Annotated in this window: 14 protein-coding genes; 3 read left to right on the forward strand and 11 right to left on the reverse strand. The window is 46.3% G+C overall.

All coding sequences use genetic code 11. The annotated features are described in order from the left end of the window. Positions 1–122: 122 nt before the first annotated feature. A complete protein-coding gene (locus tag ACLVWP_RS03975; protein ID WP_413560245.1) occupies positions 123–965 on the forward strand; it encodes a Ku protein in 843 nt (280 codons plus the stop codon). Here ACLVWP_RS03975 and ACLVWP_RS03980 read toward each other — a convergent pair whose 3' ends face one another. The 3 genes from ACLVWP_RS03980 to ACLVWP_RS03990 are packed head-to-tail and all read right to left on the reverse strand — an operon-like array spanning position 966 to position 4,475. Beyond that, a complete protein-coding gene (locus tag ACLVWP_RS03980; RefSeq protein WP_413560246.1) occupies positions 966–1,847 on the reverse strand; it encodes an SDR family oxidoreductase in 882 nt (293 codons plus the stop codon). Between the two features lie 9 nt (positions 1,848–1,856). Next, positions 1,857–4,289: a DNA ligase D gene (ligD, locus tag ACLVWP_RS03985; protein WP_413560247.1), complete on the reverse strand. Its 2,433-nt coding sequence runs from the start codon at positions 4,287–4,289 to the stop codon at positions 1,857–1,859. Positions 4,290–4,304: 15 nt separating this feature from the next. Next, a complete protein-coding gene (locus ACLVWP_RS03990; RefSeq protein ID WP_413560248.1) occupies positions 4,305–4,475 on the reverse strand; it encodes a hypothetical protein in 171 nt (56 codons plus the stop codon). Positions 4,476–4,593: 118 nt separating this feature from the next. On the opposite strand from ACLVWP_RS03990, the gene ACLVWP_RS03995 reads away from it, so the two are divergent. Continuing rightward, entirely contained in the window at positions 4,594–6,477 is a 1,884-nt protein-coding gene (locus tag ACLVWP_RS03995) for an acetyl-CoA hydrolase/transferase C-terminal domain-containing protein (protein WP_413560249.1), read from the forward strand. Here ACLVWP_RS03995 and ACLVWP_RS04000 read toward each other — a convergent pair. From ACLVWP_RS04000 to ACLVWP_RS04030, 7 genes are all read right to left on the reverse strand, one after another. Further along, positions 6,443–6,763 carry a hypothetical protein gene (locus ACLVWP_RS04000; protein WP_413560250.1) on the reverse strand — a complete coding sequence of 107 codons (321 nt, stop codon included), beginning with the start codon at positions 6,761–6,763 and terminating at the stop codon, positions 6,443–6,445. The two genes, ACLVWP_RS03995 and ACLVWP_RS04000, sit on opposite strands and share 35 nt — an antisense overlap. A gap of 55 nt (positions 6,764–6,818) precedes the next feature. Continuing rightward, the gene (locus ACLVWP_RS04005; RefSeq protein ID WP_413560251.1) at positions 6,819–7,112 is read right to left on the reverse strand and encodes a DUF883 family protein; all 294 of its coding nucleotides are present in this window, start codon (positions 7,110–7,112) and stop codon (positions 6,819–6,821) included. A gap of 129 nt (positions 7,113–7,241) precedes the next feature. Further along, the gene (locus ACLVWP_RS04010) at positions 7,242–8,069 is read right to left on the reverse strand and encodes an MlaD family protein (RefSeq protein WP_413560252.1); all 828 of its coding nucleotides are present in this window, start codon (positions 8,067–8,069) and stop codon (positions 7,242–7,244) included. After that, positions 8,053–8,652: a paraquat-inducible protein A gene (locus ACLVWP_RS04015; RefSeq protein ID WP_413560253.1), complete on the reverse strand. Its 600-nt coding sequence runs from the start codon at positions 8,650–8,652 to the stop codon at positions 8,053–8,055. The genes ACLVWP_RS04010 and ACLVWP_RS04015 overlap by 17 nt, the downstream gene beginning before the upstream one ends. Positions 8,653–8,663: 11 nt before the next feature. Continuing rightward, positions 8,664–9,710: an SDR family NAD(P)-dependent oxidoreductase gene (locus tag ACLVWP_RS04020; protein ID WP_413560254.1), complete on the reverse strand. Its 1,047-nt coding sequence runs from the start codon at positions 9,708–9,710 to the stop codon at positions 8,664–8,666. Between the two features lie 133 nt (positions 9,711–9,843). Then, positions 9,844–10,803 (reverse strand): hypothetical protein, encoded by a 960-nt coding sequence (locus ACLVWP_RS04025; protein ID WP_413560255.1) that lies wholly within the window; start codon positions 10,801–10,803, stop codon positions 9,844–9,846. 366 nt (positions 10,804–11,169) lie between these two features. Continuing rightward, the gene (locus ACLVWP_RS04030) at positions 11,170–11,553 is read right to left on the reverse strand and encodes a hypothetical protein (protein ID WP_413560256.1); all 384 of its coding nucleotides are present in this window, start codon (positions 11,551–11,553) and stop codon (positions 11,170–11,172) included. Between the two features lie 151 nt (positions 11,554–11,704). Between ACLVWP_RS04030 and ACLVWP_RS04035 the strand changes: the two genes are divergently transcribed. Beyond that, complete coding sequence (locus ACLVWP_RS04035) at positions 11,705–12,454, forward strand: TIGR02147 family protein (RefSeq protein ID WP_413560257.1); 750 nt, start codon at positions 11,705–11,707, stop codon at positions 12,452–12,454. Here ACLVWP_RS04035 and ACLVWP_RS04040 read toward each other — a convergent pair. Next, positions 12,451–12,918, reverse strand: coding sequence for a hypothetical protein (locus ACLVWP_RS04040; RefSeq protein ID WP_413560258.1), 468 nt, complete (start codon positions 12,916–12,918; stop codon positions 12,451–12,453). The two genes, ACLVWP_RS04035 and ACLVWP_RS04040, sit on opposite strands and share 4 nt — an antisense overlap. Between the last annotated feature and the right edge of the window lie 9 nt (positions 12,919–12,927).

Raw genomic sequence — 12,927 nt, forward strand, 5'->3', positions numbered from 1 at the left:
GGTGATTATGTATTTCTAGTCCTTGATCGTTAAGACCGGACAGCAATTTGGCAAGAGATCTGAGTCTGGTCTTCAAAAATACTGCTATATGGTTTTTCCTGAATAGAGAGCAGGAGGTTCTTATGGCAAGCATTTGGAAAGGTTCTATTAGCTTTGGTCTTTTGAATATTCCGGTGACCTTGCAAGGCGCTCAGTCGGAAAAAGAGATTAGTTTTTCGATGCTTGATAAAAAAGATCTCTCCCGCATTCAGTACAAAAAGGTCAACGCCAAAACGGGTAAAGAAGTCCCCTACGAAAATATCGTCAAGGGCTATGAGTATTCGTCAGGTCGCTACGTGATTGTGACAGAGGATGAAATTCGTAAATCCAATGTTAAGACCTCGCAAACCATGGATATTGAAGACTTTGTGGCGATCGATGAGATTGATCCGATGTTTTTTGAAAAGCCCTACTACCTGGTACCTCAGAAGGGCGCAGAGAAGGGATACTACTTATTGCGAGATGCCTTGGCTTCTAGCGAGAAGGTTGCGGTCTGTAAAATCGTGATTCGTATTCGCCAACATTTAGCGATGATCATGCCGAAAGGCGATTACCTCATCTTAGAGCTCTTAAGGTTTTCCCATGAAATTAAGACTGAAAAACAGGTCAAGTACATGGCCGATGTTGCCAAGACCGCCAAGTACAATCCTAAAGAGTTAAAGATGGCAGAAGATTTGATCGCGGGTATGACGGGCAAGTGGAAGCCCGAACAGTACAAAGATACCTACTATCAAGACGTGATGAAGACCATCGATCGAAAAATCAAAGCGGGTAAAGGTCACAAAATTGCTCCAGTTAAAGAAGAGCATATTGAAACCACAGACAACGTTGTCGATTTGATGCCACTCTTACAAAAAAGTTTGGCGGCCCGTAAGACCGCCAAAAAGAAAGCTCCTGCGAAGCGCACATCTAAGTCCGCCTCTTAGTTAAATGGGTTCGGCTCCCATCTGAGGCAGAACGATACCGCTGATATAGCTGGAGTCTGCTTCTGATGCGAGGAACACATAAGCGGGAGCGATCTCTTCCGGTTGGGCCGGGCGTCCGATAGGCTGATTGGCTCCGAACTGGCGCACTTTACTTTTCTTTGTTCCCTCATCCGCAACATTTAGCGGAGTCCAAACCGGACCCGGGGCAACAGCATTCACACGAATTCCTTTTTTCACCAGCATTTGAGCTAAGGATTTCGTAAAGGTATTGATAGCTCCCTTTGTCGACGAATAGTCCAAAAGTTGTTCCGGTGCGCGAGTCGATGTTTCTGAACTTGTGACGATGATCGAGGAGCCGGGCTTCATGTGAGGAACAGCTGCCTTCGCCAAATGGAAATAAGCATACACATTCGTTTTAAAAGTCTTATCAAATTCTTCGGCAGTGATTTCGCTAATATCATCTTTGCGCATTTGGTGAGCGGCATTACTTACCAAGATGTCAATACCGCCCAGTTTTTTGATCGTTTCGTTGACGGCCTTTTTGCAGAAGGCTTCTTTACTCAGATCGCCAGAGATCAAATGACATTGCCCACCTAATTCCTCGATCTCGATTTTAGTTTCTTCCGCATCGGTACGTTCGACGGGCAGATAAGTGATTGCGACGCTTGCCCCCTCTCGAGCGTAAAGCAAGGCAACTGCTCTCCCAATTCCGGAATCACCTCCGGTGATCAAGGCTCGTTTGCCGATCAGTTTGCCTGCGGCTTTGTACTGGGGCGCTTTATACAGAGGTGCAACCTTCATCTTTTTCTCAATCCCTGGGGATTTTTGTTGTTGCTCGTTGAACGGAGGTTTTGGTTTGCGAGTGCGATGCATGTTAGTCATATCGTCTCCTTATGCTGAAGCTTGCAGTCGGGTTGAGCTTCTCTTGGTGGTTGCTTTTTCTAGAAGGCTGATTCGTTGTTTAAGTTTTAGATATCCTTGCCAAGGATCAGAGCGACGTCGTTTTAAATAGGACATCGCTTTTTTTAGATCATAAAAGTCCCCACTGGGAATCTTTTTTAAATCATTCCAAGTGATCGGCATGGCAATGGCGCTTTTCTCGCGAGCTCGGACTGAGTAAGGGGCGACGGCCGTGGCTCCCTGCGAATTTCGTAAATAATCGACAAAGATTTTTCCCTGGCGGATCTTTTTAGACATCTTTGAAACAAATAGATCGGGCTCTTCCTGCTCCATTTGCAGGGCCAGCGCATGAGTGAAGCTATTGATCTGATCGAATGTGTACAGTGGAGCAATAGGCACGTGAACATGGACGCCTTTGCCTCCGCTCAGTTTTACGAAACTTTTGAGTCCTAAACCCTGCAAAAGTTTTTTCATTTTAAAAGCAGACTCTATTACGACATCCCAGCTGACATCGGGACCGGGATCGAAATCCATGACAAATTGATCAGGACGATCTGTAGCTGGATGCCGAGAGTTAGAACAGTGGATCTCAAAGGCGTTCATTTGCACTAAGGCCGCAAGTCCCGCATCATCATGAACGCTCATATAAGTTCCGTAACCTCCGTGTTCTTTCATTTTAACGGGAGTCATTGCCTCGGGCATTTTCGCCTGATGTTTTTGAAAGAAGCACTGTTTACTGGTGCCATTGGGACAACGAACCAGGGAGAGAGGGCGGTCCGTGATTTGGGGTAAGATGTGCTTTGCCGCCACGGTGTAATACGCGGCTACGTCGCGCTTGGTGATCTTTTCTTTGGCAAACAGAATTTTTTCGGGGCTGGAGATAGTCCAAGCATCTTTCTGGGTGTTCATGACAGGAACCTCCTTTTTTATTTGCTTGGTGGGTTTGTCCTCGCGAAGGCCGTGAAAAACAGGGACGCGAAGAATTTCCTCATGTGTCCAGTTAGAGAAGGTGATCTCAGCGCTGAGTTTAGGTTTGACCCATACGATGTCCTTCGCGCGGGGAGACTTGATATCAAACGGCGAGGATTTGGTTTCATGTTTCTTAAGTGTAGCAAGGACGTCACGCAGGGATTGTTGCGTGAATCCTGTTCCTACTTTGCCGACGTACTGAAGTTTGTCCTTTTTGTAGACTCCTAACAGGAGGGCGCCAAAGTGATCGCGGCTGCCTTTGCCAGCGGTGTATCCTCCGATCACGAACTCTTGTTGCTCGGTGCATTTTATTTTAAGCCAGTTGGAGTTTCTTTCAGAGCGATAAGTGCTCGCGCGCTTTTTTGAAATGATTCCTTCAAGCCCATGTTTTTTTGCGAGGGCCAAAAGACTTTTTCCGCTGCCTTTGAATTCCTCGCTGTAGCGGATGCGCTTGACGGACTTTTTCATTAGCTTTTGCAATTCGTCTTTGCGTTGTTCCAGTGGCAACGAACGCAAATCTTTACCTTCATTCGCCAGAAGGTCAAAAACGTAGTAGAAAAGATTCTCAGTTTTCTCGGCTTTGATGGCGTTTTGTAAAAGTTGAAAATCACTGCGACCGGATTCGTCCAGAACGACGATTTCTCCGTCGATGACAGCTCCTTGCAAATCTAAATTCTTAAGGGCCTCTTTGATGCTGGAAAACTTCTCGCTCCAATCTTGGCCGGAGCGAGTAAAAAGTTTTACCTTTTCACCTGTTACATGGGCCTGCATGCGATAGCCGTCAAACTTGAGCTCATGCAGCCAATCTTTTCCCTCCGGAGGTTCGTCGACGAGCAGCGAGAGTTCCGGGGTGACAAACGGGAGCTCCCGAACCCTTGACGACTTTGTGGCAGATTTTTTCCTAACAGTTTTTTTGGCGGTTTTTTTGCGACTGGTTTTTAAGGGCGCGACCATTTCGATATCTGGAATGGATTCGGCAAAGGCATCATCTTTTTTCATCAGGAGCCATTGATTTGATCGTCCTTGGGCCCGGGTGCGCACCAGATGAAAGACGCCCTTTAGTTTTTTTCCTTTTAAGGAAAATACAAGATGGCCTTTTTTAAACCCACGAGCAGCGTCCTCTAAGGGTTCCCAAGTGCCGTTGTCCCAGATATAGACCTCGCCGCCACCGTATTGACCTTGTGGGATGGTTCCGTGAAAGGAGCCATAAGACAGAGGATGGTCTTCGACTTCAACGGCAAGGCGTTTGGTTTTAGGATCCATGCTGGGGCCTTTTGGTACGGCCCAGCTTTTCAGGACGCCTTCCCACTCCAAGCGGAAATCCCAATGCAGGTGACTTGCATGATGTTCTTGGACCACGAAAGAGAGGTGTTTTGATTTTCTCTTAGGCGTGTGACCCTTGGGTTCTTTGGTGATCTTGAAGTCACGCTTGCGATTGTATTTATCTAAGGCCATGAAAACTCCGTGACCTTAGTACATAGATGGTTTCTGTCCACTTCGAGGAGACTCAATGGATTCATCATACGGAGTATCCGCTGAGACTTCTTGCTCCCAACTTGTGGGGTGTTTGTTTGTCGATTTATTGGTTTTGCCCGAAGACTTTTGCGACCTCGTATTTTTCTTATTTGATTTGTGAGCCATGCTGACCTCCTTAAGGTTTTATTTTCTGCCTGTTTGGGAGTGACGTAAACGTCCTATGTCATGGATCAGTAAGCGACCTGCCTTGACTAGGAATAAGAGGCCGAAGGATGATTCAGATATGAAACGATTTGCGAATATCCAGCAGGCCGAAGACTTCATTCTCTCTAAATCAGGAAAAAATTTGCGTTTTGCCATACCGTTGGGATTGGGAAAACCGAATCAATTAGTAAATGCGTTGTATCGTCGTGCGAAAAGTGAAAAGGAACTGAAGCTGACTCTTTTTACGGCATTGTCATTAGACATACCTGAGGCGAAAACGGAGCTGGAATCTCGATTCACGAAACCTTTTTTCGCGCGTCACTTCGGAGAGGACTATCCTCGTTTGGAGTACCTGAAAGATTTAAGAAACAATGAGGTCCCTGAGAATATCAAGCTTCACGAGTTTTATTTTCAAGCGGGCACGGCTCTTAATAATCTTCACGCGCAAAGCAATTACATCAGTCTGAATTACACCCACGTGGCTCAAAGTATTTTGGAAATGGAATTAGACGGTGTCATTCAGTTGATCGCCAAGTCCCACGATGGCCGATACAGTCTTAGCTGCAATCCAGACTTAACTCTGGACGTTTATGACCTTTATAAGAAACACAATCGTCCCTTTTTGGTGATTGGTGTTGTCCATCCTGATTTGCCTTTTTTGGGAGGGGATGCAGAAGTTAAAGCAGATTTCTTTGACGGGATTGTGGAATCGCTAGAGATCAGTCACAAGCTTTTTGCTCCACCGAAGAATGCGATTGATGACACTGATCATATGATTGGCTTACACGCCAGTCGTTTAATTAAGGACGATGGAACTTTGCAGATTGGGATTGGTTCATTGTCTGATGCCTTGACGGCATCGACAATTATGCGCCATCAAAAAAATAGCGAGTATCAAAGGTTGATCACGGAGCTCGATCGTCACTTTACCGCTCCACCTCCGCAACGTGTGCATTCGGATCCATTTGCGAAGGGGCTTTACGGCACCAGCGAGATGATCATGGATGGTTTCATGCATTTGCGTAAGGCCGGAGTCTTAAAACGTTATATCAATGATCATGATGAAAAAGCCCCTCGCTATTTGCATGGGGCTTTCTTTTTGGGGTCTAAGTCATTTTACGAGTGGCTTAAGGATTTGCCCGAGGAAGACTATGCGGGACTTTCGATGACCCGGGTGTCGAAAGTGAATGACCTGTATGATGAACACGAAATGGCCTTACGTCGTCAGCGTAAGAACGCGCGATTCTTTAACTCCTGCATGCAGATGAGTTTGTTGGGAGGAGCTGCTTCAGAAACGTTGGATAATGGCAACGTGGTCAGTGGAGTCGGTGGTCAGTATAACTTTGTGGCCATGTCTCATGAGTTGCCCGATTCCTATTCAATTTTGATGATGAAGAGCACCCGCGAGAAAAAAGGCCAAAGACTTTCCAATATTCTGTGGTCGCCGCCTCAATTAACTATTTCACGTCATTTGCGGGATGTTGTGATCACGGAGTACGGTATTGCATTTTTGCGTGGGCAGAGTGATGCAGAATGTATTAAGCGCCTTTTGATGATTACGGATGCTGAGTTTCAAGATGAGCTTTTAGAAACGGCTCGCAAAAATCACAAGATTGATCCTCACTGGAAGATTCCAGAAATCGCGCGACAAAATACGCCTGATAAAATTCGCGAGTTCGCGCAGAAAGCTCGCCACGGCGGGCAGTTTGCGTTGTTTCCTTTTGGAAGTGATTTTAATAAGGTTGAGATCGGTTTACAGCAGGCGCTTTTAAATCTGAAAGAGAAAAATACGAAAGCGTTGTTAAGAACGCTATGGCGTGGGGTAGGAACGCGTCGTAAAGATTTTCAAGAAGAGCTGGAGAGAATGAATTTGTTCTCTCCGGGATCTTTTAAGGAAAAACTTTATCAACGCGTCCTCTTGGGCTCCTTTAAGGAGCTTGCTCTTCAGAATCATCCTCGATAGTGCCGGAACCTAAAGTTCCTGCGCTGCCAGAGGCGCTGCGAGATACAGACGGATCAATGTCCATTGTCGTCTGAGTGCCACAACGTGCGATGATGTCATCTAAGCGTTGTTCGGTTTCTTCGTGGGTGAGGCCAGTTTTTACAGCAACCAAATCAGCCAGTGAGTCGAAATCATGTTCGATGCGGCTGATGTCCGCCTCGGAAAGGGAAGCCCAATTTTTGCGAACTTCTTCTGTGACCTGATTCCAGTTTTGCTCGGACAAATTGTGTTCTCTGAATTCTTCCATAGCGTCCTCCTCTCAGAAAATAAAAAGGGCGAACAATAAGTCCGCCCTGGTAGTTTTAGTTGCGACGGCGAGCAATTAAGCCAGCTACGAAGCCTACGGCGCAAGCGCCAAGCACTGTCGCAATTGGATGGTCTTTGACGAAGTCTTCAGACGTTTCCAATGCATCTTGTGCTTTGTGTTTGATTGTTTCATAGCGATCGCCCCATTGTTCTTTCAAATCAGACTTAGCTTCATTGAATTGGGATTTCGCCTCAGATTTAGCTTCGTTGTAGATATTTTTTCCAGCATCAGCAGCTTGTCTGCCAGTGGATTTGATATCGTTCATAAGTTCTCTTGATGTCTCAGCCATTGCACCCTCCTTGGTAAACGTTAAGGCCTTGCAGCTATGATTATCACTTTTTCAAAGCTGCGCCAGTAATCGTTGAGAGTTGTGTTATGGTTCAAATTCTAGACTGACGCTTGGGCCAGTGTCGTTTGACTACTCTAAGACCGGATTCCATTTATCAGAATCCTTCGGAGCTTCGCCTGCAAGCACGAAAGTCGTTCCTGCCTTGGCTTTCGCGCCAGCATTGTTCGGGGTGGCGAGTTCAATGCCACCGCGTAACAAGGCATCGACGGAATTCATTTTCACGAAAGAATTAAAGAGACCTAACTTTGCTTGGAATCCTGCTTTTCGCCAAAATACGGTGTTGGTGCGAATCAGACGCGCATATTCCCAAGGCACACGAATTTGCACATTAATTGTCTGTGCTGTTTTTGATAAAGCGACTTTAGTGACAGTGCCTACATTCATGCCACGATAAAACAAGGTATCGCCGTCGCTGACAGAATCCAACGTGCGAGTTTCAAGTTTGAACAGGGCGGTATCTTCTAGGGGATTTTTTAGATCGGTTCCGACACGTCCCTCGAAGCGTTTTGTTTTATCGCCTTTGCCTGGCACTGCAGAGATATAACTGCCCTCCACCAAGGTGTCGAGACCGCGAATTTCTTCAAAGCTGATGCGCGGAGTTTCTAGCCAGTACTTTGTGCCTTCGTTGGCGAAATCTTCAGCGTGTTTTTCTAGGCGAGCGTGAACTTCGATTTCTTTTTTATCATCAGAGATTCTTACGCTGGTGACTGTTCCTACACGGACTCCGCGAAAGCGAATTTCTGTTTTATCAGGACGAATGCGTGAGCCTTCATCAAAGGTGATGATCACTTCGGGGCCGCGCTGTTGATAGAAGTCATAGACCAAGTATCCCGCGATCCCCACGGCAAACATTGGAAAGAGCCAGATGTACCACATAGAACTAAGTTTCTTTATCATTTGATTTTTCCCAGATTTTAGATGGATCGAAATAAGCGGACGACAGCATTGTAAAGATCACGACTAAGGCGAATATCCAAGACCCCATTCCAGGTTCCGCGTGCGCCCACGGCCCAAGCTTCATAATTGATACCAATACAGCCAGCAGGAAAATATCCAGCATTGACCAGCGGCCAATGACTTCGACAATTTCATAGAGCCGAGTTTTGAAGCGGCGATGGGAAGTGTTGTGCGCAGTCAGGCTGAGGTAAAACAAAATGATCAGTTTTAGGAAGGGAATAAGGATGCTTGCTAAGAACACAATCAAAGCAATTCCCCAAGAACCTGCGCGACTCAGAGTTACAATGCCCTCCCAGATAGTGGCGGTGGTCTTGTTGCCGTAAACCTCTAGAGTCATAAAGGGAAAAATATTAGCGGGTAGGTAAAGCACCAGCGCGGTCAACGCGTAAGCAAAGCTTGCCTGATTCGAGGTATTTTTATCCAGTCGATTTAAAGTCCCACAGGTGTCGCAGACCACAACAGGAAGCTTGCCCTCCGGAGTCGGGAGGGCCTCTCCACAGATTCTACATCTCTCTGTGGACATTCGAGCACCTGTTAATGAAGCTGATCTGATTGCGGTGGTATCTCATTATTTCTTTCAGCAGCTCTATCACCCAAGGATGTTAAGACGGATGGACTGATAAAGGACTGCGCGTCTTTGCCCTCCACAGATCTTTGCGTATCTGCAGTCGGCCCTGGCAAAAGTAAATTTGCCACAGCACTAATATCCGCAAATATTCCGGGAAAGTGCGAGTGAAACATCGAGGCCATGCGAGCTGACATAGAAATTGTGGTCTCTGCCTTACCGACTTTTAATGCTGAGACAATGCGGCGAGCTGCTTTTTCGGCGCTTACGGTTAGTAACGGCATAGATGCGATCAGAGAGAACCAGGCATATTCTTTTTTAACTTGTCCTTTGAATAAGGCATGTCGTGAAGAACCCGTGCGCATTAGTCCCGGGCACACTGTGGTCACATAAATTCCTCGGCTCATTAGATCTGCACGAAGGCTTTCAGAGTATCCCGTCAGGGCGAACTTACCAGTGCAGTAGGCCGCGCGATGGGGGACGGGGATCAACCCGCCGATAGAGGATATATTAACGATGCGAGCTCCGCGAGTCATATAGTTAAGACATGCGCGATTCACATAAAACGGTGCCCAGAAGTGAACATCCAACGAATCTTCGTAGTCTTTCTTGGTCACGTTTTCAAACGGAGCTGAAGAAATGATCCCGGCGTTGTTCACCACAACATCGATTTTTCCGAAATGGTTCATGACTTCGCCGATGGCTTGATCGACTTGGTGGGGTTTGGTGACATCGCATTCAAGGATAATCACTTCGCATTTAGGAATCGCCATTTCGACAATTTTCTTAGCGCGTTCTAATTCGTCTTTATCTCGAGCCAGTAACGCGAGATTTGCTCCCTCATAGGCAAGTTCCTTGGCGGTCACAAGTCCGAGCCCTCTGGAACCTCCCGAGACCACCGCGACGGCGTTTTTAAGCGAACGATAGCGCAATTGATCGCGAACTAATGAGTAGGCGACGCCAGCCACCAGCCCTAGGCCAATTCTTCTGAAGAGTGATTGTGTGAATGTGTTCATAGGATGCCTCTCTTCCTTTGCCGACAGTTTAGTGGAAGGAAGGAGCATTCCGCAGATCCAGTGCGAGAAAGCAAAAAGCTCCGCTCAAGAATGAGCGGAGCCTGCGTGTGTGTTAAGTATCAGAGATTTGGGATTAGAGTTTCGCCAGGAATGAACCCAACAGTGAACCCACGATTGATGTCACTACGCTGCTTGCCGGAGACGTTGCGCCAGCAATTTTGATCCCGCCCATAAGGCTTGATAGAAGTGTTTGCATCAATGTCTTAGAGTTCACACCGTTACCAACGATAGCGCTCAAGCCAGAGTTAGAACCCGATGTGAAAGCCGCGATCAAATTTTGTAGAGTCGTCGTGGCATTGTTAGATCCACCCAATTTAGAGATCAATTGGTTAAGACCAGGCAGAGAGCCAGAACCCAAGCTGCTAAGGATTGTTTGTAGAACAGCTGAGTTATTACCCAATTTACCCAAACCAAGAACGGAACCCTTTGCCAAACTTTCGATCACAGTTTGCAAGCTGCTAACATCGAAGTCTTTACCGCTCAATTTACCCAATAGCGCTTGGATGATTGTATTTGCAGCAGTAGCTTGGCTACCAGAAGTGACACCTGCCAATTTAAGGTTCGCGAACAATGCCGAAGTCACTTGTTGGATCAACGCTGTTGAAACTTCGTCTTTAGATAGATTTACAAGGGAGTTCAATGTGCTGTCGCCGATCAAAGCCAAGATGTCTGATTTTTTAAGTAGATCTGCGATATTCAAAGTTCCAACACCTGTTGTTGCACCTTGGATGATCACCGGGATGATCTTAGCTAGATCATCGCTTTTACCCAAATTGGCAGTTTCCAAAGCCATTTGAGCGCTTGCGATAATCGCGCTAATTTGTGCAGAGCTAAGTTTACCTGTAGCTTGCACTTTAAGTTGGTTATTAAGATCACTGAGCATAGCTTGTGAAGCCATTTTAGGTTCTGAAACAGTAGAAGTGCTTTGTGATGAACTGCTGTCTGAGGAGAGTTCCGGTGTTTGTAGGTTGTTGCCACAGCCGATCAAGCTAGTTGTCAGTGTCAGGGCAAGCAACGAAGTCATTAGTTTCATGGATCCTCCAGTTAGTTATCCAAAAATAGGTTAGTAGGGATATCGGAAAATAAAAACTGGGGAACACTGACAAAATAGTCCTGTAAAAAGCGGCGACAAAAACGGAATTTAATTTCGATCAATCGGTGAACAGAAAAAATAAGATGAGAGAAAAACTGTCTGATATTTTTTCAGTTTGTTTCGACACTCGGGTGGATTCACATTTTATTGTGAGTAAGAAGGCTAAAAATAATTTTTCAAATAGAGACAATCAAGAAGACTTGAACTGCTCTAGAGTTCAACGCTTCTTGAGAAGTGACGGCAAAAATGAAAAAAGGCACCGTTTTGCGGTGCCTTTTGAAAGTGGAAATTCAGAACTGTTTTATACTAGTGGCAGTTTTCGATGCGTTTAGTTTGGCGCTTGATCGGGCGTTCCTTGCGGTAGTCCGATTGCTCGAACGTCAATTGCTCGTAAGTATCGGAAACAGGAACTGGCTTAAGAACCGCACTTGTGCATTGAGGACGAGAGGAATCATTGCGGTTCCATTGGATACAAACTTCTTTTTCAACCACACGTGGAGCCGTCATTACAGAGGCGTCCTGAGGGTTTAAAGCCAGGAATAGATCATTATCTTGATCGATACAAACCTGATCGCGGCTGACAAAACCTTGGGCAGGAACGAAAGGGTTGGCAGAACGATTATAGATGATTTCAGTCGCAGCGGACGCGAAAATTGGCGTCATAAGCAATATAGACAAGATCAGTTTCATAGGGCCTTCCCTTAGGTGGATAAAGAGGCTTAGTTTTGACATAGAACGGGTGTCCAAACAAGGGACAGTTCCAGAAAACCTTTCACAAGGTTTGTGAAAGTTCCGCAAAAATGCGGAAGTACTCAGTTTATAGGGTATATATAAGCCCCATATGACAAAGGCTGAGATCCTTAAATACAAAGACTATCGACAATTCCTGGCGGACTATAACGCTTGGAAAAGTCAGAATAAAGTCGGTTGGAGTTTGACGGTATGGACCCGTCAATTGGGTCTTTCTCATCCCTCTGCTTTGTCTATGATCCTGAATCGCAAGCGCCACATTGGTGATAAGCTTGTGGATTCAATGGCCGAGTATTTTAACTTTGATTCCAACGAAAAAGAGCATTTCACGAATCTCGTCAAATACGAGAAATCCATCGATAGCAGTCATCTGCGCATTATGGTTTTAAACCAACTGCAAGGTGAGAAGAACAATGCGATTGCGCGCTTCGTTTTGAACGAAGGTAATAAGCTTGCTCGTTTCGAAAGTCGCGAGCAATTGGTGGCGGCTCTTTCTCCTATCTTGGGGATGAGTGCCGAAGATTTGACAGCCTTGGAGCAACAAACTCCAACGACGCCAGATCCTAAAGCTATGCATCTGGAAGTTGTAAAGATCTTAGAACGTTCCTATGACGTTGTTCCTAAATCCTCTCGCCAGTATTCTGCGACCTTCCTTCGTATGAAGGCAGAAAAAATGGAAGAGGCGATTGCTAAGCTTCGCGCCTTCCAAAAAGAGTTCATTGCAGAGTATGATTGTGAAGACGCCGATGCCTTGGTGTGCTTCCAAAATTCACTGTTCAATATGACGAACGAAGCTGGAACCGAGGACGATTCCAAGCTCCCTCATAATAAGAATAACTAATTACTACTTGGGCACTCATCGCCCCAAGCTGCCGTCATTGAGCAGGTCGGGTTTACATCCGTGCCTCCTGCGCCATTTTTATTAATCGTACATTTCACTTGTGTGGCTTTTTCATGGACGTGCCCTGTGGTGCCATCGGGTAGGACTCCCATTTCTGAGAGGGCATCAAACAAAGCTTTCGCTGTGATTGGGCCGACGGCAGAGGGTGGAGAGCAGGAGTAAGCTGGCATCAGGTCTGGGAGGACACCGCGGTTCGTTTGTATGCAATGAAGGTCGGTTATGGTCCAAGTCACATCATCGCCGTTAAAGCTCTTCTGGGCGATGCTGGAGTTTTTCAGAATATAGCCTAGGGTGAGAGCTTCGTCTCCCTTGAATGTTCTTGGTGAGGCGTCCCCGCAGGCCGCAGAGGCGATCTGTTGAAACATCAATATGGCTAAGACTGTTGTTACAGTTTGTTTGAGCATGGTTCTCTC

The organism is Bdellovibrio sp. HCB209 (genome assembly GCF_047306065.1).
Taxonomy (GTDB): domain Bacteria; phylum Bdellovibrionota; class Bdellovibrionia; order Bdellovibrionales; family Bdellovibrionaceae; genus Bdellovibrio.

What these genes read in the sequence shown, in the direction of transcription:
- ACLVWP_RS03975 (WP_413560245.1), top strand. Translation starts at nt 123, where the DNA reads ATGGCAAGCATTTGGAAAGGTTCTATTAGCTTTGGTCTTTTGAATATT.
- ACLVWP_RS03980 (WP_413560246.1), bottom strand. Translation starts at nt 1,847, where the DNA reads ATGACTAACATGCATCGCACTCGCAAACCAAAACCTCCGTTCAACGAG.
- ligD (WP_413560247.1), bottom strand. Translation starts at nt 4,289, where the DNA reads ATGGCCTTAGATAAATACAATCGCAAGCGTGACTTCAAGATCACCAAA.
- ACLVWP_RS03990 (WP_413560248.1), bottom strand. Translation starts at nt 4,475, where the DNA reads ATGGCTCACAAATCAAATAAGAAAAATACGAGGTCGCAAAAGTCTTCG.
- ACLVWP_RS03995 (WP_413560249.1), top strand. Translation starts at nt 4,594, where the DNA reads ATGAAACGATTTGCGAATATCCAGCAGGCCGAAGACTTCATTCTCTCT.
- ACLVWP_RS04000 (WP_413560250.1), bottom strand. Translation starts at nt 6,763, where the DNA reads ATGGAAGAATTCAGAGAACACAATTTGTCCGAGCAAAACTGGAATCAG.
- ACLVWP_RS04005 (WP_413560251.1), bottom strand. Translation starts at nt 7,112, where the DNA reads ATGGCTGAGACATCAAGAGAACTTATGAACGATATCAAATCCACTGGC.
- ACLVWP_RS04010 (WP_413560252.1), bottom strand. Translation starts at nt 8,069, where the DNA reads ATGATAAAGAAACTTAGTTCTATGTGGTACATCTGGCTCTTTCCAATG.
- ACLVWP_RS04015 (WP_413560253.1), bottom strand. Translation starts at nt 8,652, where the DNA reads ATGTCCACAGAGAGATGTAGAATCTGTGGAGAGGCCCTCCCGACTCCG.
- ACLVWP_RS04020 (WP_413560254.1), bottom strand. Translation starts at nt 9,710, where the DNA reads ATGAACACATTCACACAATCACTCTTCAGAAGAATTGGCCTAGGGCTG.
- ACLVWP_RS04025 (WP_413560255.1), bottom strand. Translation starts at nt 10,803, where the DNA reads ATGAAACTAATGACTTCGTTGCTTGCCCTGACACTGACAACTAGCTTG.
- ACLVWP_RS04030 (WP_413560256.1), bottom strand. Translation starts at nt 11,553, where the DNA reads ATGAAACTGATCTTGTCTATATTGCTTATGACGCCAATTTTCGCGTCC.
- ACLVWP_RS04035 (WP_413560257.1), top strand. Translation starts at nt 11,705, where the DNA reads ATGACAAAGGCTGAGATCCTTAAATACAAAGACTATCGACAATTCCTG.
- ACLVWP_RS04040 (WP_413560258.1), bottom strand. Translation starts at nt 12,918, where the DNA reads ATGCTCAAACAAACTGTAACAACAGTCTTAGCCATATTGATGTTTCAA.